The sequence below is a fragment of the Stenotrophomonas maltophilia genome (genome assembly GCF_006970445.1).
GTDB classification, from domain to species: domain Bacteria; phylum Pseudomonadota; class Gammaproteobacteria; order Xanthomonadales; family Xanthomonadaceae; genus Stenotrophomonas; species Stenotrophomonas maltophilia_AU.
In genome coordinates this window covers 2,748,042-2,769,092 of record NZ_CP033877.1, presented here as the reverse complement: position 1 = coordinate 2,769,092, position 21,051 = coordinate 2,748,042, and the positions used below count along the sequence as shown (strand labels likewise).

The 21,051-nt window shown below is 66.0% G+C and carries 22 protein-coding genes; 6 read left to right on the top strand and 16 right to left on the bottom strand.

The window, feature by feature from the left end:
- The first annotated feature begins 185 nt into the window (after nucleotides 1-185).
- The 3 genes from EGM71_RS12785 (at nucleotide 186) to EGM71_RS12775 (ending at nucleotide 2,887) form a co-directional block, all read left to right on the top strand.
- Entirely contained in the window at nucleotides 186-593 is a 408-nt protein-coding gene (locus EGM71_RS12785; protein ID WP_188485229.1) for a hypothetical protein, read from the top strand.
- A 76-nt stretch (nucleotides 594-669) separates the two neighbouring features.
- On the top strand, nucleotides 670-1,533 hold the full coding sequence (locus tag EGM71_RS12780) for a Smlt3025 familytype IV secretion system inhibitor (protein ID WP_188485228.1): 864 nt from the start codon (nucleotides 670-672) through the stop codon (nucleotides 1,531-1,533).
- Between the two features lie 31 nt (nucleotides 1,534-1,564).
- Nucleotides 1,565-2,887, top strand: coding sequence for a Smlt3024 family type IV secretion system effector (locus EGM71_RS12775; protein ID WP_188485227.1), 1,323 nt, complete (start codon nucleotides 1,565-1,567; stop codon nucleotides 2,885-2,887).
- A 381-nt stretch (nucleotides 2,888-3,268) separates the two neighbouring features.
- Here EGM71_RS12775 and EGM71_RS12770 read toward each other — a convergent pair whose 3' ends face one another.
- From EGM71_RS12770 to EGM71_RS12740, 7 genes are all read right to left on the bottom strand, one after another.
- Nucleotides 3,269-3,646 (bottom strand): EF-hand domain-containing protein, encoded by a 378-nt coding sequence (locus EGM71_RS12770; RefSeq protein ID WP_188485226.1) that lies wholly within the window; start codon nucleotides 3,644-3,646, stop codon nucleotides 3,269-3,271.
- A gap of 27 nt (nucleotides 3,647-3,673) precedes the next feature.
- Entirely contained in the window at nucleotides 3,674-4,078 is a 405-nt protein-coding gene (locus tag EGM71_RS12765) for a hypothetical protein (RefSeq protein ID WP_188485225.1), read from the bottom strand.
- 90 nt (nucleotides 4,079-4,168) lie between these two features.
- Nucleotides 4,169-6,133 carry a MacB family efflux pump subunit gene (locus tag EGM71_RS12760; RefSeq protein ID WP_188485224.1) on the bottom strand — a complete coding sequence of 655 codons (1,965 nt, stop codon included), beginning with the start codon at nucleotides 6,131-6,133 and terminating at the stop codon, nucleotides 4,169-4,171.
- A complete protein-coding gene (locus EGM71_RS12755) occupies nucleotides 6,130-7,320 on the bottom strand; it encodes an efflux RND transporter periplasmic adaptor subunit (protein ID WP_188485223.1) in 1,191 nt (396 codons plus the stop codon). Before EGM71_RS12755 ends, EGM71_RS12760 begins: the two co-directional genes overlap by 4 nt.
- Nucleotides 7,321-7,455: 135 nt before the next feature.
- Complete coding sequence (locus tag EGM71_RS12750) at nucleotides 7,456-7,905, bottom strand: hypothetical protein (protein ID WP_188485222.1); 450 nt, start codon at nucleotides 7,903-7,905, stop codon at nucleotides 7,456-7,458.
- Between the two features lie 303 nt (nucleotides 7,906-8,208).
- Complete coding sequence (locus tag EGM71_RS12745; RefSeq protein ID WP_188485221.1) at nucleotides 8,209-9,558, bottom strand: sensor histidine kinase; 1,350 nt, start codon at nucleotides 9,556-9,558, stop codon at nucleotides 8,209-8,211.
- Nucleotides 9,558-10,232, bottom strand: coding sequence for a response regulator transcription factor (locus EGM71_RS12740; RefSeq protein ID WP_188485220.1), 675 nt, complete (start codon nucleotides 10,230-10,232; stop codon nucleotides 9,558-9,560). The genes EGM71_RS12745 and EGM71_RS12740 overlap by 1 nt, the downstream gene beginning before the upstream one ends.
- A gap of 215 nt (nucleotides 10,233-10,447) precedes the next feature.
- Between EGM71_RS12740 and EGM71_RS12735 the strand changes: the two genes are divergently transcribed.
- Nucleotides 10,448-10,729 carry a hypothetical protein gene (locus EGM71_RS12735; RefSeq protein ID WP_188485219.1) on the top strand — a complete coding sequence of 94 codons (282 nt, stop codon included), beginning with the start codon at nucleotides 10,448-10,450 and terminating at the stop codon, nucleotides 10,727-10,729.
- A gap of 80 nt (nucleotides 10,730-10,809) precedes the next feature.
- On the opposite strand, the gene EGM71_RS12730 is transcribed toward EGM71_RS12735, so the two are convergent.
- The 4 genes from EGM71_RS12730 to EGM71_RS12715 form a co-directional block, all read right to left on the bottom strand.
- On the bottom strand, nucleotides 10,810-11,280 hold the full coding sequence (locus tag EGM71_RS12730; protein ID WP_188485218.1) for a hypothetical protein: 471 nt from the start codon (nucleotides 11,278-11,280) through the stop codon (nucleotides 10,810-10,812).
- Nucleotides 11,277-11,843, bottom strand: a complete 567-nt coding sequence (locus EGM71_RS12725) for a UDP-N-acetylglucosamine acyltransferase (RefSeq protein ID WP_032957416.1) — start codon at nucleotides 11,841-11,843, stop codon at nucleotides 11,277-11,279. Before EGM71_RS12725 ends, EGM71_RS12730 begins: the two co-directional genes overlap by 4 nt.
- A gap of 165 nt (nucleotides 11,844-12,008) precedes the next feature.
- Complete coding sequence (locus EGM71_RS12720) at nucleotides 12,009-14,150, bottom strand: TonB-dependent siderophore receptor (RefSeq protein WP_188485217.1); 2,142 nt, start codon at nucleotides 14,148-14,150, stop codon at nucleotides 12,009-12,011.
- 72 nt (nucleotides 14,151-14,222) lie between these two features.
- Nucleotides 14,223-14,867: a TetR/AcrR family transcriptional regulator gene (locus EGM71_RS12715; protein ID WP_188485216.1), complete on the bottom strand. Its 645-nt coding sequence runs from the start codon at nucleotides 14,865-14,867 to the stop codon at nucleotides 14,223-14,225.
- Between the two features lie 82 nt (nucleotides 14,868-14,949).
- Here EGM71_RS12715 and EGM71_RS12710 point away from each other — a divergent pair, with 82 nt between their 5' ends.
- A complete protein-coding gene (locus tag EGM71_RS12710; RefSeq protein ID WP_188485215.1) occupies nucleotides 14,950-16,479 on the top strand; it encodes an FAD-dependent monooxygenase in 1,530 nt (509 codons plus the stop codon).
- 45 nt (nucleotides 16,480-16,524) lie between these two features.
- Here EGM71_RS12710 and EGM71_RS12705 read toward each other — a convergent pair whose 3' ends face one another.
- From EGM71_RS12705 to EGM71_RS12690, 4 genes are all read right to left on the bottom strand, one after another.
- Complete coding sequence (locus EGM71_RS12705) at nucleotides 16,525-16,770, bottom strand: hypothetical protein (RefSeq protein ID WP_188485214.1); 246 nt, start codon at nucleotides 16,768-16,770, stop codon at nucleotides 16,525-16,527.
- A 124-nt stretch (nucleotides 16,771-16,894) separates the two neighbouring features.
- Nucleotides 16,895-17,164, bottom strand: coding sequence for a hypothetical protein (locus EGM71_RS12700; protein WP_188485213.1), 270 nt, complete (start codon nucleotides 17,162-17,164; stop codon nucleotides 16,895-16,897).
- A gap of 103 nt (nucleotides 17,165-17,267) precedes the next feature.
- Nucleotides 17,268-17,744, bottom strand: coding sequence for a hypothetical protein (locus EGM71_RS12695; protein WP_188485212.1), 477 nt, complete (start codon nucleotides 17,742-17,744; stop codon nucleotides 17,268-17,270).
- Between the two features lie 93 nt (nucleotides 17,745-17,837).
- Nucleotides 17,838-19,076: an NADH:flavin oxidoreductase/NADH oxidase family protein gene (locus EGM71_RS12690; protein WP_188485211.1), complete on the bottom strand. Its 1,239-nt coding sequence runs from the start codon at nucleotides 19,074-19,076 to the stop codon at nucleotides 17,838-17,840.
- 89 nt (nucleotides 19,077-19,165) lie between these two features.
- On the opposite strand from EGM71_RS12690, the gene EGM71_RS12685 reads away from it, so the two are divergent.
- Entirely contained in the window at nucleotides 19,166-19,645 is a 480-nt protein-coding gene (locus EGM71_RS12685; RefSeq protein WP_188485210.1) for a MerR family transcriptional regulator, read from the top strand.
- Nucleotides 19,646-19,663: 18 nt separating this feature from the next.
- On the opposite strand, the gene EGM71_RS12680 is transcribed toward EGM71_RS12685, so the two are convergent.
- Nucleotides 19,664-20,875: an MFS transporter gene (locus EGM71_RS12680; RefSeq protein ID WP_188485209.1), complete on the bottom strand. Its 1,212-nt coding sequence runs from the start codon at nucleotides 20,873-20,875 to the stop codon at nucleotides 19,664-19,666.
- Nucleotides 20,876-21,051: the final 176 nt, after the last annotated feature.

Sequence of the window (21,051 nt, the reverse complement as noted above, 5' to 3'; positions counted from 1 at the left end):
ATGATGCGCGGCGTCACGGTTGCAGCCAGAGTTGCAACCGTGACAATGCATCGCCTGCCAGTTCATGGCGGACGGTGCGTGGGGATCTCTCGATCCGCCGGCTTCTTGCATCATGTATCCGGCACGCCAACCCGCACCGTCCGCCACCTTGCATCTGCAGGTGGCCACATCGTGAGGTTGCCGTCATGCCCGAACGTCTTCCCGATCATTCCCGCCTGCATGCGCTGCTGAGCGCCGCCGTGCGCGATCTTCCTGCTGCCTTGGCCGATACGCTGGAGAACGCGCTCCGCGAATCCGCCGATCTCGTCACGCCATCGGCATTCTTTGCACACCTGAAGGGCTACGGCAGGAACCTGCGCGCCGATGGCGATGTATGGCGTGAAATGTGCCTGAGCCCCGGTCGTGCCTTCGACATGGCCCTGGCGACCCGCAGCGTTTCGGGCATCACGGCGTTGACCGCGGTGCTGCATGCCGCGCATGTGGCACGGGAGAACGACGATCCCGCCTGCTGTCCGTCCGCAGCGCTGGTCGAGGGCCTGTTCAACGCCTGCCAGGCGCTGTCGCTGCAGGCGGAGCGCTGCCTGGTTCCATGAAGGGCTGCGATGCGGTTCCTGTTCCGTTGACGCCCGGTTGCCTATAGTGGCCACGAAGCCCTGCAATGGAATGCCCATGCACGTGATGTCCCCCGGCCGTTGCCTGACGCTTGCACTTTCCGTCGCAGTGAGTGCCAGCGCGTGTGCACGGCCGCCGTCCACCGAACACGAAAGGAATCCCGCCATGTCCGGCGCCCCCCATACCGGCCGCACGATCAACGGCCACACCTATACCGATGCGCCCGTGGACGTGAAGCTCGGGCCGAACACCTTCCGCATTCCGGCCAACTACTTGGACAGCCAGATCGCACCGTGGCCGGGCGAGGGCGTGACGCTGGTCATCGAGTGGCCGGACATGAAGCCGACGGCGCCGGGTGCCCGGGCCAATCCGCGTACGAATGATTTCCGGAAGGAGATTCCCATTCGGATCAACTACGTTGATCGCGTTCCTGTCGACACACTGCTTTCAAGGCTGTCGTCAAATGAAGCCATCACGGAGGAGGGCTCTGTGGAAAGGGAGGATCCCAGGGACCGTCTCGATCAACGCGTTGCACAGCCGCAGACCTTGGGCCTGACGCCCTATGCAATCGATGAAGCGAAGATGGTGTTGTACGCGAAGAAGTATGAGGCGCGGTACGGGAAGCCGCCTGTCCGCAATCCCGCCTATGAGAGAGACTGGTACATCGCACGCCAGGCCGATGGCCGGATCAGCTCGTTCATCAAATGTGACGGCGCGGAATTCCGACGCGACGGCGTGCGGCTGGAGGGGGGCGAGGTGATCAGTGAGCCAGGGGAAGTGGCGGCTGGCTGCGTTCACTATTTCGTGGACATCGACAACAAGCTGTCCGTCAGCCTGGACTACAAGAGAGCGTTTCTGAAGGACTGGAAGCGCATGGAAGATGCCGTTAGGGACGTTATCGCGCGCACCCGGTCCAAGTGATCGGTGAGTCAAGGAAGAGAAGGGGCAAGGTATGAGTGGATTGACCGAACGCGATCTCAGCGTCCTTGGCAGCTATGCCAGAGACGGCAACCGCGAGCTTTACTGGAACTACCTGTCGCAACTGCCGGGAGCCGATGGGTACGGGACACTGGCACTGGGTGTTGTACGCAATGACAGCCTGCCGGGACGCGTCGCGAACACCTATGCACAGAGCTACGCGAAGACCCAGCAGGAAGAGGGATCCCGGTTTTCAAATGCGCAGTTGACCGAGCGGCAATGGGAGTCCTTTGGGCAGACCCTGCTCGAAAGAGATCTTGAGTTGCGGCAGCAGTGGATGAACGAGCGCCGCCCAGACCTGGCACTGAATCTTCCCGGCAAGGATGTGATGCTGGCTCACGACCGGGCATTTGAACGGCATGAACTCGATCCCAACTGCTGGACGCCGCGCGTGTTGCTGCAGGCGGCTGAGCAGAAGAGCGGCCCCGAGAAGCTGGAACAGATCTGGACCAACATGCTCAACAATGACTACGCCGGGGGCCCGCGCGTAGGCAACACCAGCGTCGATGCCATCAGCCAGATGGGATGGACGAAAGGCGGTCAGTACCTGACCCGGTTGAGCGTGCTGGAAGCCACCCAGGCACTGGAGGGGCGCTCGGCGGTCGATCCGAACGTCATCGGTGGCAACTGCTACTACGCGATGTACTTCGAAGCGGACAGGAAGTGGGCCAGCGTCAGCGCGGGTGGCGGTCACATGTCGCTGCGCGAGATCACTGATCCCGCCCGTATCGCCGAGCTCAACGACGCGCGCGAGGTTCGTCTGGAACGGCAGGAAAAGCGTAACCAGTTCCACCCGGACGACCCGTACCGGACCATTACGCGCAGCCCGCTTACCGCAGCCGTGGACGACATGCCGGATCCCGCGCAGGCACCGACCCGTCTGGCCGACATTGGTCCCGGCCACCGTGAATACGCATTGATGCAGCAGGTGCGCGAAGGCGTGGCCGCGATCGATGCCAGCGCGGGACGTACCCATGATGAGAACAGCGAGCGCCTGGTGGCGAGCGTGATGGCCTTGGCGCGTCACAACCAGCTTGAACGTGCCGACCATGTCCTGCTGAGCGCGCAGACCACCGATCACCCGGCCGGCCGCAACGTGTTCGTGGTGCAGGGCGAGTTGAATGATCCGGCGCATCTGCGGGCCTCCATGCCCACGGACCGGGCAGTGCAGACACCGGTCGAGCAGTCACTGCAGCAGATCGAGGCCGTCAGCCTGGACCGCCAACAGGCGGCTGTGCAACGCCAGCAGGACATTGACGTGCAGGCTTGCGAGAGCCCTGTGATGCGGATGGGTTGAAATCACAGTGCCGGGCCGCCAATGCCAGCCCCGGGAGGGGGCCGGCACACATCATGGCGAGGCGTGACTTACGGGACGGTGCAGCCGCTGTTCCGTAGGCAGCGGGCAAACGGCGGGTAGCAGAAATCATCACTCTTGCCTGTGGCGAGGCAGGCTTCGTATGCGGTGTAGCACGGGGTACACCGGGACTCCGCGGCGGCGCTGCCGATTCCCAGGGTCAATGCAGCAGCCGCAATAGCAACAGACAGCTTGAATCCAATCTTCATGCTTCACTCCGTTGATAGCCCTCCTTGGGCAGCTCGGAGGCTATCGTGGGAAGAGGGTGTATTCAACCCGCGTCGCGCCCGGATGGGCATCTATCTTCAGCGCCCCGCCCTGGATTTACTTTGTTGGTGCGTCTGCAGTCTGCGCGGCCACCATGGCCTGCTGCATCTCCTTCAGCGACAGATAGCCATCACCATCGGTGTCCAGGCCCGCAAAGTACTTCGCAATCTCCGGCACCACAGTGGCCTCTTCCTTGCTGATCCTGCCGTCTTTGTTGGCGTCCATGGCAGTGAACGCTGCGTCGATCGAATCGGCCTGCTTGCTGAAGCGTCCCTGTTGGAATTTCGTGTACTCGGCCTTGTCGACGCGGCCATCCTTGTTGGAGTCCATCGCGGTGAACGTGGAATCGATGTAGGCCTGTTTCGGGTCGGCCGGTGCAGCCTGGGAGATCAGCGGAGCGGCGCACAATGCGATCAACAGAGCGGTCTTCTTCATGGGTCGTATGTCCTTGAGGTGTGCAGGTCAGCGGCAGGGATAGGTGTAGCCGTCGGCGCCGCGATAGGTATCGTTGCGGCGGTCATAGTTGCCGTAGCGGCGAATGCAGTAGTCGGCGCGTTCGCGGGTCTCGCGTTCGCGCTTGGCGGCTGCGGCAATGACACCGGCCACCACTGCCGCACCCACCACACCCACCACCACGCCGGTGGTCTTGGCCTCGTGGCGGCGCTCGCGTTCCCGGTCACGCTCGCGTTCACGTTCACGTTCACGGCGCTCCCACGCATCACGATCGTGGTCACGGTAGTCCTGGTTCCACTGCGGGTTGTAGCGGTCGCCGCGTTGCGCATGGACGTCGCCGGAATAGGGCAACAGCAGCATCAGTTGTGCAGCCGCTGCAAGCAGCAGTGCGGTTCTTCCTGGTTTCAGAAACATCGTCCAGCTCCTGTGCGGACATTGTTGGTAGCTCCAGTAGAGCCTGTGGACATTGCGCGAACCTGCCGTCACTGCAGGTAACGTCACGGGCTATCGAACCAGCGCTTCGACCGGGTCCAGCTGCGCGGCGCGGCGCGCCGGCAGGAAGCCGAAGCCAATGCCAATCAGGCTGGAACAGGCGAAGGCAGCCAGAATCGAATTGGCGGAGAACACCAGGCTGAAACCCACGTTGGCCAGCTCCAATCCCGCGCCCAGTGCCAGGGCCACGCCGATGCCGAGCATGCCGCCGAGCAGGCACACCAGTACCGATTCGATCAGGAACTGCTGCAGGATGTCGCTGCGCCGCGCGCCCACTGCCATGCGCACGCCAATCTCGCGTGTTCGCTCGGTCACCGACACCAGCATGATGTTCATCACTCCGATTCCGCCCACCACCAGCGCGATGGCGGCGATGGAGCTGATCATCATGGTCAGGATGCCGGTGGTCTGTTCGATGGACTGGCGGATCTGCGCGTTGTTGCTCATGTAGAAATCGGTGCTGCCGTGGCGGCGTGCCAGCAATCGCCCGATGGCGCGCTCGGCTGCCTCCATGCTGATTGCATCGGAGACGCGCACGGTGATGCTGGAAACGTGGCTCTGCCCCAGCATCCGTGCCATGGTGGTGGTGTAGGGCAGCCACACCCGCAGCAACGAGGCGTCGCCGACCGCGCCGGCATCCTTCTTCACCACGCCCACCACGCGAACCGGCACGTTGCCCAGCAGCAGGGTCTGGCCGATGGGGTTGTCCGCCGCAGCGAAGAAGCGGGCGCGGGTATTGGCATCGATCACCACCACCTGCTGATAGCCGGCTATGGCGGCAGGGCCGAAGAAGTCACCTTCGCCCAGCTTCAGGCCATGCACGCGGAAGTACTGCTCGCTGACGCCCTGCACCTGCACGCTGGCCGAGCGGTTGCCGCGCAGCGCGGTGCCCGTGGTGGCCACACCGGGCGTAGCGCTGTCCACGAACGGCTGTCCGGCCAGGGCCACGCTGTCGCCGGGGGTGAGCGTTTCCACCCGTGCCGAATGCAGGTCGCCAAAGCCGGATCCGGGGTAGATCTCGATGGTATTGGTGCCCAGCGAGGAAATGTTGGACAGGATGGCCTGGCGCGCGCCGGTACCCAGTGCGACCACCGAGACCACCGACGCAATGCCGATGATGATGCCGAGCATGGTCAGGAAGGTGCGCATGCGGTGCGCGTTCATTGCGCGCAGGGCCATGCGGAACGCTTCCGCGAAGCGGTCACGCACCGCCTGCCAGCCGCTGCCAGTGCCGCGCTGCGGCGGGGCCGCCGCTGACCCATCCGCGGCCGAAGCCCTGCCCGTGGCACGATCATCGACAATCCGGCCATCGCGGATCTCGATGATGCGCTGGGCGTGCTCGGCCACGGCCATGTCGTGGGTCACCAGCACCACGGTGTGGCCCTCGGCATGCAGCTCGCCCAGGATCTTCATCACCTCCTTTCCGGAGTGGGTGTCCAGCGCTCCGGTCGGCTCATCGGCGAAGATCACCGCGCCGCCGTTCATCAGTGCGCGTGCAATCGAAACACGCTGCTGCTGACCACCTGACAGTTCGCCGGGCAGATGCTGCATACGTTCGCCCAGGCCCAGCCGCGCCAACAGCTCGGCCGCGCGGGCGTGGCGGGAGGCCGCCGGCATGCCCGCATAGATCGCAGGTACTTCTACATTGCCCAATGCGGTCAGGTCGGTCAGCAGGTGATAGCGCTGGAAGATGAAGCCGAAGTGCTCGCGGCGCAGTTCGGCCAGTTCATCGGGCGACATCTGTGCGGTTTCACGTCCGTCGATCTGGTATGCCCCCGCGGAGGGGCGATCCAGGCAGCCGAGGATGTTCATCAGCGTGGACTTGCCCGAGCCGGATTGGCCCACGATGGCCACCAGTTCGCCTGCGTGGATGTCCAGGTCCACGCCATCGAGCACGACCAGTGTCTGCTCGCCGGCCGCGAACTCGCGGCGTACGCCGCGTACGCGCAGCAAGGGGGCGGTGGTGGATGTGCTCATTTCGACGGCACGTGTGCAGTGGTGGCATCGTCCTGGGCCTGCGCCAGCACCACCTGTTCGCCCTCTTTCAGGCCGCTGCGTACTTCCACCTGGATCTGGTCGTCCAGCCCGGTGGTGATGCGGCGGGCATGGGCGTGCCCGTCGGCACCACGCACCTGCACGCTGTAGCTGCCATCGGCCGCGCGTGCACCCAGCGCGGCGGAAGGAAGCGTCAGGACATTGTCGGCGCGACCCAGCACGATGCGCACCTGCGCGGTCATGTAGCTGCGCAGGCGGCCATCGGCGTTGGCCACGTCGAACTGCCCGTTGTAGTACATGGCGGTGCGGCTGCCACCGGCGGTCGCGGGTGAAGCTAGGGCGGAGGCGTCTTCCTGGGTGATCGATTCCGGAGCCGGCGCAATGTCGCGAAGCGTGCTGCTGTAGCGACGTCCTGCGTCGCCAAGAATGGTGAAGAACGCTTCCTGGCCAATGGACGTGTGCACGACATCCGCCTCGGAGATTTCCGCGTAGACCGTCATGATGTCCTGGTTGCCCAGCATCACGATGGTCGGTGCGCTCTGAACAGCGTTCACGGTCTGCCCCTGGCGCGCGACCACGGCCAGCACGGTGCCGTCGGTGGGGGCGGTGATACGGGTGTACTCGAGGTTGGTCTGTGCGATATCCACGTCGGTCTGCCGCTGCACGATCTCACCCTCCAGCGCGGCGATCTGTTCCCGGGTGGCATCGACCTTGGCCTTGGCCGCATCGACGTCGGCGCGTGCCACCAGCTGCGAGGTCACCAGCTGCTGTTGTCGGTGCAATGTCAGCTCGAGCTGGCGCAGGTCGGTGGCCAGCGCGTCACGGTTGGCGCGCGCAGTGCGCTGTGCTGCCTGCGCGCTCAGCAATGCGTTGCGCTGGGTGCGCGAATCGATATCGGCAATCGGATCGCCGGCCTTCACCTTGTCGCCCAGCTTCACATGCAGGGCCTCGATGCGGCCGGAGACCTGCGCGCCCACGCTGACCAGCCGCGAGGGCTTCAGCGTTCCGGTGGCTTCCACGACCTGTTCAATGTTGCCCCGGGTTACCGGTGCCACCTGCAGCTGCGGTGGTGGTGCGGGCCGGAGCCAGGCGACGAGCGCGAGCGTGGCGCACAGGAGTGCGGCGGCAATGATCAGCACACGGCGGCGGTTGCGCGGTGCGGCGCTCATCGGCGCGGCATCCGGAAGGGACGGGGCATCGTGGATCCTCGAGACGGTTGGAATGCACGCCTGGGGTGACAGGTGTGGATGGTGGTCGAGTCTCGATGCGCTGGATTGCGCGAACCTTGCGGTGGTGCGGACGTTTCAGTGGGCAATGCCGAGCGTGAGCAGTGCCATCGCAATGAACTGGAGCATGCTGCCGATTGCCAGCAGCGCGTGGCGCAATCGTTGCGTCGCCGTGCGCAGGCTCCAGAGCTGCAGCACCGCGCCGGCCAGCAGTGCGGCACACGCAGTGGCGGGCAACCTCGCGGCTGCTGCGCTGATCGCGACGGTCAGCAACGAGGCGGCAAGCATGACGGTGGCTGCACGCGCATCCAGGGCATGCAGGAGCGGGGGAGCGGGGCGCGAGGCAGCCCTCCGCCATGCCGCCAGCACGTGCACTGTGGCGTGCACGGCGACGAACACCACCACGGCGAGGGCCGTCACGTACCCGTGCCGATACGTGGAAGCCACCAGCGCAAGGCCGGGGAACAGCAGGAGAAGCGCGGTGAACAGGCGGATCAGCACGCCTGTCCGCTCGCGTTCGGGAATCATCCGCAGCCAGTGCGGCCAGTGATCAAGCCCACGCGCGCGGCGTGCGTGCGCGCGGCAGTTCCATGCTGCGGCGGTCAGGCTGGGCGCATTCCGAGGCGGCGGGGCAGGTATGGAAGAGGGCGGTGGAGGAGCTCCCTGTGTCACATGCTGGCTTCCTGTCAGTTCCGGACGCAGCACCTGTTGTGCTGCTCACCTCGATGCTGGGCAGCGAACATTGCCGCAACCTTGCGCATCAACCACAGTCGCAGCGCGTGGACAGCCAATAGTCATCCGCGCGGAGTCATCCACGTGGAAGCAGTACGCTCAGTGCTCCGGCGTCGACGCGCGGGTGACGCCTGGATGCAGGGGGAACTCGACGCGTATCAGGGCGCCACCACCGGGCGCATCCAGAATCGTGACGTGGCCGCCGTGGCGGTCGATCACCTGCCGCACCAGGTTCAAACCCAATCCGGCGCCTGTCTGCCGGGGGCGCAGGCGTTGGAAGGGCTCGAATACGCGTTCGCGCTGGTCGACCGGAATGCCGGGTCCATCGTCTTCCACCTCAAGGCAGCTGCCCTGCACGCGCACGATGATATGGCGCCCACCGTGCTCGGCGGCATTCAGTACCAGGTTGGAGAGCACCCGTTCGATGGCGCCGGACTCGCCCAGCACCGGGAAGTTCGGTTCCACCGCCACGGCGACCGTCCTGTCGGACTGGATCAGCAGGGGGGCCAGATCGGCGACGACCCGTTTGGCCACGCGGGCGAGGTTGAGGGAGTCCTTCGGCCCCTCTGCTTCCATGCGATGCAGGTCCAGGAGCTGCTCGGCCAGCGTTGCCAGCCGAGCGACTTCCACGGCCAGGCTGCGTGAGGTGGAATCGTCGGTGGCATCGATCTTCACCCGCAGGATGGCGATCGGCGTACGCAGTTCATGGGCGGCGGCCGCGATGAAGCGGCGCTGCCGTTCGTGCCCTTCGTCCAGGCGGTCCAGCGCTTCGTTCACCGCAGTCACCAGCGGTGCGATCTCTACCGGTACGGCGGTCTCTGTCAGGCGGATGCCGCGACGGCTGGCGGAGATGTTGCGGGCTTCCTGTGCGATGCGTTCGACGCCGGCCAGGGCGCGACGCACGATGATCGGGGTCAGGATGATGGTGGCCAGGCCCAGCAGCAGGAAGATCGGCAGGGTGATGATGTGTGCGGCCAACGCCATCTGCCAGGTCAGCGAATCGGTTTCGCCATGGGCCATGATGGTCAGCTTGCCGGCAGGGCCGCTGTGCTGGCGTATCACCACGGCCAGGCCGTCGTTGCGGCCGCGTCCGCGCAGGTCGCCATAGGGAATGCCGTCGAGAGCGCCGACCAGCGAGGCATAGGCGGGCGGAACATGGCCGAACGTCACATGGCGCCCATGTTCATCCTCGGCGATGAACCACGCGCCGGGGACGATCTTCAGCAGTTCGGCCAGCTCCGGCGTGCGTTCCACATACAGCTCGCCCTTGCTGTCGCGATGAACGGCCTCTGCCGCCACCGGGGCGAAGGTCTGGATGGTGTAGTAGCCACCGCTGTCGACACGCACCAGCACCATCAGCAATGCGAAGAACGCCACCAGCAGTGCGAGCAGCTGGTAGATTAGCGTTTTGACGATCAGCGGGCGCTTCAGCGAGGGACGACGCGCCATTACTTCGTTTCCCGCATCAGATAGCCGACACCCCGGATGGCATGGATTTCCACCCCCGCATCTGCGTCGGCCAGTTTGCGCCGCAGGCGTGAGACATGCGAGTCCAGCGTATTGGAATGGATGCCGTCGTCGAAGCCGTACACCGCCATCTCGATGGATTCGCGAAGCACGGTGCGGCCCAGCCGGCGGGCGAGGGCCGCCAACACTCGGATCTCGCGGCGCGGAAGCTCCAGTCGCTGTCCGCCCACGCTGGCCTCGCCCGAGGTGGGGTCGAACAGCAGCCGGCCGATGCTCACCGGCTCCACCTGCATGCCGCTCGGACGGCGCCCGGCCGCGCGGATCCGCGCGAACAGTTCTTCCAGCGCGAAGGGCTTGGCCAGGTAGTCGTCGGCGCCCTCATCCAGGCCGGCGATGCGGTCCGGCAACTGCCCCAGTGCGCTGAGCACGATGATCGGCACTCCGGGATTGCGTCCGCGCAGTACGGGAATGAGCCCCAGACCGTCACCATCGGGCAGGGTGCGGTCCAGCAGCACCAGGTCGTGCGATCCGGAAAGCGCTGCTTCGCGGGCCAGGGCCAGGGTGCTGGCCAGGTCCACGACGTAGCGCTCGCGCTGCAAGGCAGACTTCAGGGTGGCTGCCAGTTCGGCTTCGTCTTCGATCAGCAGGATGTGCATCGGCGGGGGTCGGGCGGGAAAGGGGGCGCAAGGGGGCGGAGTCGGCACGCGCCGGCACCGTATTACAGGAACATTGCGTGAACATGGCGTGCCTTCGGGGCCTGCCGGTGACGCCGCAACACCGCTGCGGCGCGGGCCGCCTGGCGCAAGGTTCGCGCAATCCGGGCACTCCAGCCTTGGCGCCCTCTTGCCGATCCCCAATCCCTGGAGTACCCATGAAGTTGTTCGTTCCGTTGTTGTTCGTGGCCGCGCTGAGTGGCTGCACCACCGCCAGGATGACCGTCACCCCCGATGGACGCCGTGGCGTTTCCATCGACTGCAGCGGCTCCAGCTCCTGGAGTGGCTGCTACGAGAAGGCCGGGCAGATGTGCCCAAGCGGCTATGTGGTCTTCAGCAAGGATGGCGACGACGGCAATGCCATCGCCGTGGGGAACAAGAACGGGTTCACCTCCACCCAGATGGCCACCCGCTCGATGCTGGTGTCCTGCTCGCACTGACCTGGGCAGGGGAGGTGGGTTGCCACCTCCCCCTCGATATCCAATACAACGATGCCCCTCGAAAGGGGCATTGTTGGGGGTTACGGCGCTGTCTTCGCTTGTCGCGGATCGGCAATGATGCGTGAGGGCGATCCATACAGCACCAGGACCCGCATGCCGGTGGTGAACAGCGGATCGGGGCCCTGCACAACCGTCATCAGGTTGCCGTTCTCCGTCTGCACAACGTATTCCAGGCCCTTGGCCTGCGAGAGTGCGCGTTCGGAGGCTGCACCGGCAATAGCGCCGACCACGAGGCCGCCAATGGCACCGATGGCCGCCGCCTGGTCGCTGCCGCCGATGGTGGAGCCGGCCACACCGCCTGCCGCAGCGCCGGCAACAGCACCACCGCCCTGTGAGCCGTCAATACTGACCGCACGGACGCTGATGACCGTACCGCCGACAGTTCGATTGACCTGTCCCACTGAACCGATGGAATAACTGTCCGTACGCACATTTGGCGCGCAGGCCGTCAGCATCGCAGCAACGGATGCAGCCACCAGCAGGCGCTTCATGGCGCTTCCTGCTTGTTCGGGAACATCGGCTTGGTAATGTCCACGGTTTCCAGCGCCTGCAGGAACTGGGCGATGTTGTTCTGTGCCGAGCGGCTGATCGACTCGCGGGCACGGATTACGCCTGCAAAGGCATAGTTGAACGGAACTTCGCCGGATGCGCTGACATCCTGGGTGTAGACGATGCTGCCGGTTGCACGATCGATCAGCTCGTAGCGGGCGATCGTCTTGGTGGTCATCGATGCACCGAAGCTGGGAATGTCGATCGCCAGGATCTTCACCGACAGGCTCAACTTCACCGGTGCGTCGTCGCGGAACACCGCCATCTTATTGAGCGCTTCGGTCAGCGCGTTCTGCCACATCTGCGGCACTTCGTGCTGGGCCTGCGCGGGAATCTTGCCCTTGGCTTCATCCGGACGTGCCAGCGTGACCGTCAGCGACTTCAGTTCGCCATCAATCTTCTTGCTGCTGACCCCGACGTTCGGGACCGAGAAATTGAGCGGCGGATTGGTGGTACAACCCGCCAGCGACACGGCGATGATCGCCGCGAACAGGAACTTCTTCATCCATTTTCCCCTGTGACTACGTTGAAACATCCATGGTGAATCGTGTGTTCGTCGGCAACGTCGATGCTGCACCGCAGCGGTCGCATGAAGGCGTGGCTGACTGCGCGCAAGGATACCTGAATTGGGGTGGTCTACCGTCCGGGCAGGCGACGTAGGTGGCTTCGCTCAGAAGTTGTACGCCGCCTGCACATACACCCGCCGCGGCTCGCCCGGGAAATGCCCGTTGCGTTCGATGAAGCCGCTGGCCGCATATACCTTGTCGAACAGATTCTTGACGTTGGCCTGGAACTGCCACTGCTTCCACGTGGTCTTCCAGCTCATGTCGAACACCGTGTAGGCCTTCACCGCCTGCCCATCCAGGCTGACACGCTCGCCGACATGATCGGCGCCGAAGCCGATGGCAGAGTTGATCGATGGCAGGTCGTAGCGCGTCCACAGGCCGAGCTTGTTGCGTGGCGCATTTGCGAAGCGGTCGCCGGAGGCATTGGTGATGCCATTCGGTCCGGCATCCTTCACCCGTGCATCGTTGTAGGCGTAGGTCAGGTTCACCACCCAGCGCTCGGTGACGTCGGCCAGCAGGTCCAGTTCCATGCCCGTACTGCGTACCAGGCCCAGCGCGGCCAGCTGGTTCACGCCGTTCCGTACTTCACCGGTGGCCTGCACGATGTTGCTGCGGTCGATGCGGTAGGCCGCCATGTTCAAGGTGACGCGGTTTGCGAGCAGGGACTTCAGCCCGACTTCCCACTGCCTGCTGCGCTCGGCGTCGAACGGCCCGCCGGCCGCGGGGTTCTGGTTGGCGGCACTCTGCGGCACGAACCCGCTGGCGACGTTGGCATACAGGTTCAAACCGTCCCGGATGGTAAAGGTGCTGCCGAGACGCCAGCTGAGATCGTTGCCATCCACGCTGCTGCCACCCATGCGGTCCTCATCCTTGAAGCCATCCCAGCGCAGTCCGGCCAGCACATGCCAGCGCGCGCCCAGTGCCAGCTCATCCTGCAGATAGCCGCCGTAGCGCTTGCTGCGGGTGGCGGTGCTGCGCCAGGGCAGAGCGGCCAGGTTGTAGTCGTGCCAGGTGCTCGCGCCATAGACCGGCTTGAACAGATCGATGCCGCGCACCGGGCCGGCGCCGCGTGCCAGGTCGGCGCTGTTGGCAGTCTGCGCGGTGAAGTCGGCGTCGAGCTGATACACGTCGGCACCGAACAGCACCTTGTGTTCGATACGGCCGGTGTTGATCCGCCAGACGGCATTGCCGCTGGCGGTGAAGGCAGTGTTGTCACGGATCTGGTTGCGCAGCTGGCGCGTCATCCACTCGGCCACGCCGTCGCGATCACGATCAATCAGCCCCATCGGCTCGTGGTACATCTGGTGCTCGTTGTTGCTGAACCAGCGCGCGGCAATGTCCACGTCCAGGTTGTCGCGCGGTGCGAAGCGATACTGCGCCAGTGCGACCTTGGCGCGCATGTCGAGGAAGTCACTGGCCTCGTTGTGGTTCCAGCGGCGGTCGGTCAGGAAGCTGCCGGCATCGTTCACCGGCACGCCGCGCAGGCGGTTGCCGCCCAGGTTCTGGGTGATGTCGGTGAACTGCAGCACCAGCTCGCCGGTCTGGCCAACGTCGAAGGCCAGCGAGGCATCGCCGATCACGCTTTCGCTGTCGGCATTCCAGCGCACGCCCTGCTCGCTGTCGGCATAGAGGCCGGCGCGATAGCGGATGCTGCCGCTGGCATTCAGGGGGCCGGTGCCTTCGATCGATCCGGCGCGGAAGTCCTTGTCGCCTGCCTGCAGCTCGATGCGGCGTTCGGCGCGCGCCTTGGGCTTGCGCGTTACATAGTTGATGACCCCGCCCGCATCACCACCGCCGTACAGCGCACCGGCCGGACCCTTCAGCACTTCCACGCGTTCGATGTTGAACAGTTGCGGCACCGAGAAGCCTGCATAGGGATCGCCTCGCAGGCCGTCGTAGAGCACGTTCTCCTGGCGGAAACCGCGCAGAGTGACGCCGGCATAGCTGAAGAAGCTGATGCCGCTGATGCTGCGGTACAGATCGGTGACCTGGCGCGCGGCCTGGTCGTCGATCAGCTCGCGCGGCACGACCTGGATCGACTGCGGCACCAGTTCCAGCGGGGTATCGGTGCGGGTGCCGACGGCCGCATCGTTGGCGCGGTACAGGGTCTGCGCGCGGCCTCGGACTTCGACCTTGTCCAGGTCCTTCGGGGCGTCAGCGGAGGCCCCGGAGGCCAGTGCAGGCGTTGCCAGGGAAAGGGGCAGCGCCAGGCAGAGTGCGCGCTTCAGCGGGTTTGGAAGGGGCATGAGGGGTAGGGGTCGGTTGCAAATGAGAAAGATTAGCATTTGCAACACTTCGAAACCTATCCCCCGAATGCGCTATGGACGCAGGCCCGGATCGGTATACGGGGTACCGGCCAAGGCCACCAGCACGCCGGTACCGCCGCGCACGATCAGCTGCAGCATCGCCTGGCGCGGATCCTCGCCAGCCTGCTGGCTGGCCAGTCCTTTCTGGTAGGCCGCCACCATCGACGCCAGCAGCATCGCCGCGCCCAGGCGTGCCTCGGCGTCATCCGCCGGCCGGCCGGCGGCGTCGGCCATCAGCTGCGCCAGGTCGTCGGCCAGCAGTGCCTGCAGCCGTCGCGCGTGCGCCACCAGCACCGGACTGTCGGCCACGGTGGCCCAGAAGGCCGCTGCACCGGAGTTGATCCGCAACAGGGGATGGCCGTTGTCGAGCAGCTCCCTCACCAGCGACTGGAAGGCGGCCAACGGGGTCATGTCACGGCGCGCCGCCATGCCTTCGCGAAGCAGGGTCCGGGCCTCCTCATCGCGGTCGAATACCAGGTCTTCCTTGCTGGCGAAGTAATTGAAGACCGTCTTGCGCGAGACCCCGGCCGCATCGGCGATCTCGGACATGGACACGGACTCGAAACCACGCCGGATGATCAGTTCGGTAGCGACGTCCGAAATGGTCTGTCGGGTCTCGGTCTTGCGCTGCTCGCGACGGCCCGGAGGCGGGGTCATGGGCGGTTCACTTGTGGAAACGTACACCGAGTGTAACATTGGCGTCGCCAGAGCGCCGGCCCGGCGCTCACAGGGAAACCCCATGTTGTACGACGTCGTCATCGCCGGGGCCGGCCCGGTCGGCCTGTTCCTGTCCTGCGAGCTGGCCCAGGCCGGCTGTTCGGTCATGCTGCTGGAGCAGGCAGAGTCACCCGAGACACCCTTGAAGCGGCTGCCCTTTGGCCTGCGCGGCTTGAACGCGCCCACCCTGGAGGCACTGGATCGACGCGGCCTGCTGGACGCAGTGGCCGCCGGTCAGGTGCTGAAGCCGGACAAGGGCGCGCCGCCGCCCGGCACCGCCCATTGGCTGGCGCAACCGCGGCCGCTGGGCGGCCACTTCGCCGGCATTCCTTTTGCCCTGGACAACGTGGACAGCGCGCGCTGGCGCCATCGCCTGCCGACGCCAGTGCCCACCCAGATGGCGGTGGAACTGCAGGCGCTGGAAGCCGTGTTGGCAGAGCGAGCAATCGCACTGGGAGTCCGCATCGAGCGCGGGAGTGCGGTGCAGGCCGTCCACCCGGGCGAGGCGGAGGTGGTCGTCGAGACCACGGGTGCAACGGTTCGTGGACGCTGGCTGGTGGGCTGCGATGGTGGCCGCAGCACCGTGCGCAAGCAATGCGGCTTCAGTTTCGTCGGCACCGCCCCTGAATTCACCGGGCACTCGTTGCGGGTCGAGCTGGACGACCCGACGGTACTGACGCCAGGTCGGCAGTACACCGATCAAGGCATGTGCAATTTCAATCCACCGGGCGTGGTGGCACTGGCCGACTTCGACGGTGGAGCCGGTCATCGCAAGCCACTCGACCAGGCCAGCGCACAGGCGCTGTTGCGGCGTGTCTCCGGTCGCGAGGCAACGATCACCGCGCTGCAGCTGTCGAGCACCTGGACCGACGGCGCGCGTCAGGCCGAGACCTATCGCATCGGCCGCGTGCTGCTGGCCGGTGATGCTGCGCATGTGCACTCGCCGCTGGGTGGCCAGGGGCTCAATCTTGGCATCGGCGACGCGATGAATCTTGGTTGGAAGCTGGCGGCGGTGGTGCGCGGTACGGCCGATGATGGGCTGCTTGACAGTTACACGGCCGAGCGGCATCCGATCGGTGCGAAGGTGCTGGACTGGTCGCGTGCGCAGGTTGCGCTGATGCGGCCGGGCGCCGGCTCGCGCGCGTTGGCGGCGGTGATCGCCGAGCTGGCCGAAACCCATGACGGCGCCACGTATCTGGCTGAGCGGGTCTGGGGCGTAGCGCAGCAGGTGGACCTGGGCGGCATCCATCCATTGGTCGGGTGCAGCACACCTGACGTCCGGCTGGCCGAGGGCCGCCGTATGGGGGAGGTGCTGCGAACGGGGCAGGGCGTGTTGCTGCAGTTCGCCCCGGCATCTTCCCTGGGGGCCGTTGCTGGAAGCTGGCGAAAGTGCGTTGCCTGCGTAATTGCGGCCGAAGACAATCCGTTGGGCCTGGGTGCAATGCTGGTGCGCCCGGATGGCATCGTTGCCTGGGCCTGCAATGCCGATGACGCCGAGGCCGGGCTGCGTGAGGCCCTGCTGCGCTGGTTCGGTCCGGCGGCAGCAGGTTGATGCGCGTGACAGCGGCGCAGCCGACGCCGGCTGCGCCGTTTCCGGTTACAGGTCCTTCTTCTTGCCGCTCAGGTCGATCGGCTTGTCACTGCCCTTGCGCTCGTTCGACCACACTTCCATGCCCTTGTTGCAGCGGCTCTCGCGGGCAGCGACCTCGCGCGGCAGGTCCTTCAGGTGCGGCGACTCCTGGCAGGCCTGATGCATGGCGCTGTCGTCATAGGTGGCGCAGGCGCTGAGCGACGCCAGGGCGATGGCAATGAGGGCGGCGCGGAGTGGAGGCTGCAGGTTCATGGGGGGGTCTCGGGTGATGCCGGGATGGCCATGGAATTCAAATCCGTGACACTGGGCATGCACAATCGGACCAACTACACTTGTTATTCTGTAACAGGTGCGCGATAGTCCGGCGCCTGCCGGGTCAGGCGATGCAGATCATCAATACCGCGCACAGTGCCAGCATCAGCACGAACACGCGTCGGCTCAGTGCCAGGCAGGCCAGATAGGCGGCGAGCGCCCACGCAGCCAGCAGCGCGCAGGCGACCATCCACAGCCCGATTCCCATCATCGAACCGGCCGCCAACGCAGACAATGCGATGGCCTTGAACAGCACTACGCCCAACACGCTGCCCAGCATGCCGGCCTGCAAGGCGATGCCATCATGGCGGGCAGGTACGCGGTGGTGGTGCATTGCGGGTCCGGAGCAGGCCGACAACGCGGCGTCGGCTGCACTGTGCCGAAATGCACATCCACGAAATGTGTTCATCGCGCGCGAAGAGCGCGATGAAGCCCGCTCAGTCGAACTCACCCTCGGCCGATTCCAGGCGCTGCCGGTACGCCGCCCGGTGCTGGTACAGGCGCTGGCATTCGCTGGACCTGTGGATGCGGCTGCCGGGTTCGTTGGCCACCGAGTCGCACATCCGTGCGATGTGGTTGTTGGATGCCAGTTCGGTCACGAAGAGCACGGCGGTGATGCCGGTGCCGAGCAGGGCCACGTACAGCAGGCGGCTGAGCCAGCGTGACAGCTTGCGCTCGAAGTGCTGCTGGATGGTCAGGTCGAAGCGGATGATGCTGAGCACGATCCAGATGATCGCGACCAGGAAGCAGAGCGTGGGCAGCAGGCCACGCCAGAGCCCGGCCTCATAGACCGATTCGTTGTAGTGGACGGCCGCTCCGGCACCGGCGATGGCGATGGCAAGGGCCCAGTTGCGGCCCAGCGAGAGCAGGTCGTCGAGCAGCTTCTCGCGGTTCTTGGTCGATCCTGCTGCCACGTGGGTTCCGTCTCCGTGCTGCGACCGGCGGCGGACTGCCGCCGATCCTGCAGATGGTGGAGCATCGCTGCGGCGATGAGAAGACCGCGTGGCTCAGTGCGCGATGGCCCGGGCGCCGATCCAGCGCCGGTAACGGCGGGTCCGGCACTTTGCGACCGCCTGTGCCAGCAGCAGTGCCCAGACGGGCGAAACGCCGGGTGCCGTGGGCCGGCGCGTGCTCAGTCGTGCCAGCTGGTATTTCACTGCGGCCATGTGTGCGCTGGCGGCCAACGGCTTGCTGCGCCAGTCGATGGTGCGCAGTGTCGGCACCGGGTCGCGGCCCTGCTGCCAGCGTTGCGGCAGATCCGGCTCGATCGCCAGCGCAGTGGCGATGCCGACCATGGCCACACCGCTGTCCAGTACCTGCTCGGCCACGGCGTGACGGCGGATGCCCCCGGTGACCATCAGCGGCATCGTCGCCACCGAGGCGATCTCGCGTGCGAATTCGAGGAAGTACGCTTCCCGGGCCAGGCTACGCTGGTCGCGTGCAGCGCCGGTCATGGCCGGTGCTTCGTAGCTGCCACCGGACAGCTCGACCAGGTCCACGCCGAGCGGCGCCAGCATTTCCACCACTGCGCGCGCATCCTCGGGCGAGAAGCCGCCGCGCTGGAAATCGGCGGAGTTGAGCTTCACGGCCACCGCGAACGCGGGCGACACGGTGGCGCGTACGCCCTGCACGATCTCCAGCAGCAGGCGCGCACGGTTGTGCAGGCTGCCACCCCAGCGGTCGTCGCGGCGGTTGGACAGGGGCGACAGGAACTGGCTGAGCAGGTAGCCGTGCGCAGCATGGATCTCCACGCCACTGAATCCGGCGCGCTCGGCCAGCTCGGCGCTGCGGATGAAGCGTGCGATCACCGATGCGATCTCGTCCTCGGTCATCGCTTTCGGCGGTGCGAACTGCTTGGACAGCGCGCCCATCTCCAGCGCGACGGCTGACGGCGCGAGGGTGGGTTGGCCGAGCGCGGCCGGCATCTGCCGCCCGGGATGGTTGATCTGCATCCACATCTGCGCGCCCCGCGAGCGCACCGTTTCTGCCCAGGCGATGAAACGGTCGAGGTGGCGATCATCTTCCAGCACCACGCCGCCGGGCCCGGTCATGGCGCGGCCATCCACCATCACGTTGCCGGTGATGATCAGGCCGGCGCCACCGTCGGCCCAGCGCTGGTAGAGCTGCAGCAGCGCTGCTGAAGGCGCATGGTCGGCGTCGGCCATGTTTTCCTCCATCGCGGCCTTGGCGATGCGATTGCGGATCACGGCACCGGAGGGCAGTGCCAGGGGGGAGAACAGCGACATCGGACAGCTCCAGGACAGGGGAATGGCGCTACGCTAACCTTCAAGTTTGATTGAAGGTCAACAGGCTCCGATGTCGAGGATTCATACAGATGAAGATCGGTGAGCTGGCCCGCCTCACGGGCCTCGCGGCGTCGCGCATCCGCTTCTATGAAGACGCGGGGCTGCTGGTGGTGCAGCGCCAGGCCAATGGCTACCGCGACTATCCGGAACAGGCGGTGCTGCTGCTGGAGCTGATCACGGGCGCGCAGCGTGCAGGCTTCAGCCTGGAAGAGATCCGCGCCCTGCTGCCGCCGGACATGGGCCAGTGGCAGCATGATGCGTTGATCACGATGCTGCAGCAGAAGGTGGCCGACATCGAGGCGTTGCAGCTGCGGTTGGCAGAGAGCCGGGCGCACCTGCTGGCCCTGATCGGGGATATCCAGGCACGGCCGGACGGCATCGACTGTGCAGCCAATTCGCGGCGGGTGCTGGACCGCGTGAAGCGCGGTGAGCTGGCGCGGCCGACCCTGGCGGCCGGCGATACCGCATTGCTGCGTCCGGATCGCCGCCGCCGCTTGGGCAGCGACTGACGACCCGGCGCGGTTTCTTCAGTGGCTGCCGGCGACGGCAGTCTTGCGCTTCTTGTCCAGCGTCACTGCCACGCACCACAGCAGCAGGCCGCCGATCGCGGTGGCTGCGCCGACATAGCCGGTACTGGCCGGGCTGAAGCCGGCGCTGATCGCCATGCCGCCCAGCCACGGGCCGAGCGCATTGGCGGTATTGAACGCGGCGTGGTTGGAGGCGGCCGCCAGCGTCTGCGCTTCACCGGCCACATCCATCAGGCGGGTCTGCAGCACCGCCGCCAGCGCGCCCATGGTGCCGACGGTGATGATCATCGGGCCGATGGTCCACACCGACTGCGCGGCCAGCGGATACAGCAGCAGCATCACGATCGACCACAGCAGCACCACGGCGGCGGCCTTGAAGTGGAACTTGTCCACCAGCCAGCCACCGGCGATGTTGCCGATGATCGCGCCGATGCCGAACACGCCCACCGCCAGCGGCATCCACGATTCGGCCACGCCGGTGACCTGCACCAGGGTGGGCGCCAGGTAGGTGAACACACAGAACATGCCAGCGAAGCCGACCGCGCCGATTGCCAGCGCCAGCCACACCTGGGTGGTGTTGAAGGCGCGCAGCTCACGCATCGGCGAGGTGCGCACTTCGTCCGGGTCCGGCAGCAGGAAGCGCGCGATCATCGCCACGGTGGCAATGGCCAGCACGCTGACCAGGGCAAAGGCGGTGCGCCAGCTCAGCTGCTGGCCCAGCCAGGTGGTCAACGGGTTGCCGACCAGGATCGCGATCGACAGGCCCAGCAGCACCCGCGACATTGCCTGGCCGCGCTGGCCGGCAGGGCTGATCGCCGCAGCCACCAGCATCGCAACGCCGAAGTAGGCGCCATGCGGCAGGCCGGCGACGAAGCGTGCCACCAGCATCGTGCCGTAGTTCGGTGCCAGCGCGCTGGCCAGGTTGCCGACCGCGTAGAAGCCCATCAGCGCCAACAGCAGCTTGCGGCGCGGGAAGCTGGCGCCGACGAAGGCGAGGATCGGGGCGCCGACCACCACGCCGATGGCATAGGCGCTGATCAGGTGTCCGACCTGGGTTTCGGAAATCGACAGGCCGCGGCTGATCTCCAGCATCAGGCCCATGCTGGCGAATTCGCTGGTACCGATGGCGAAGCCACCCAGCGACAGGGCGAGGATGATCAGGGTGCGCTGACGGGGCGTCAGCCGCGCAGCCAGGGAAGAGTTGGGGCTCATGCGGGGGGCGCGATGGGGCGGGGAGCCCGACATTGTACTGCTGCACCGCAACAGGAGCAGCCACGCTGGGGGTAAATCAGTGTTTGATCCGTGGCGATGCCGCGTCCGCGACGGAATGGTCCACCGAATCCCTGCGGCTGACGCGGCGCGGACCTGGACGGGTGTGCATGCGCAGA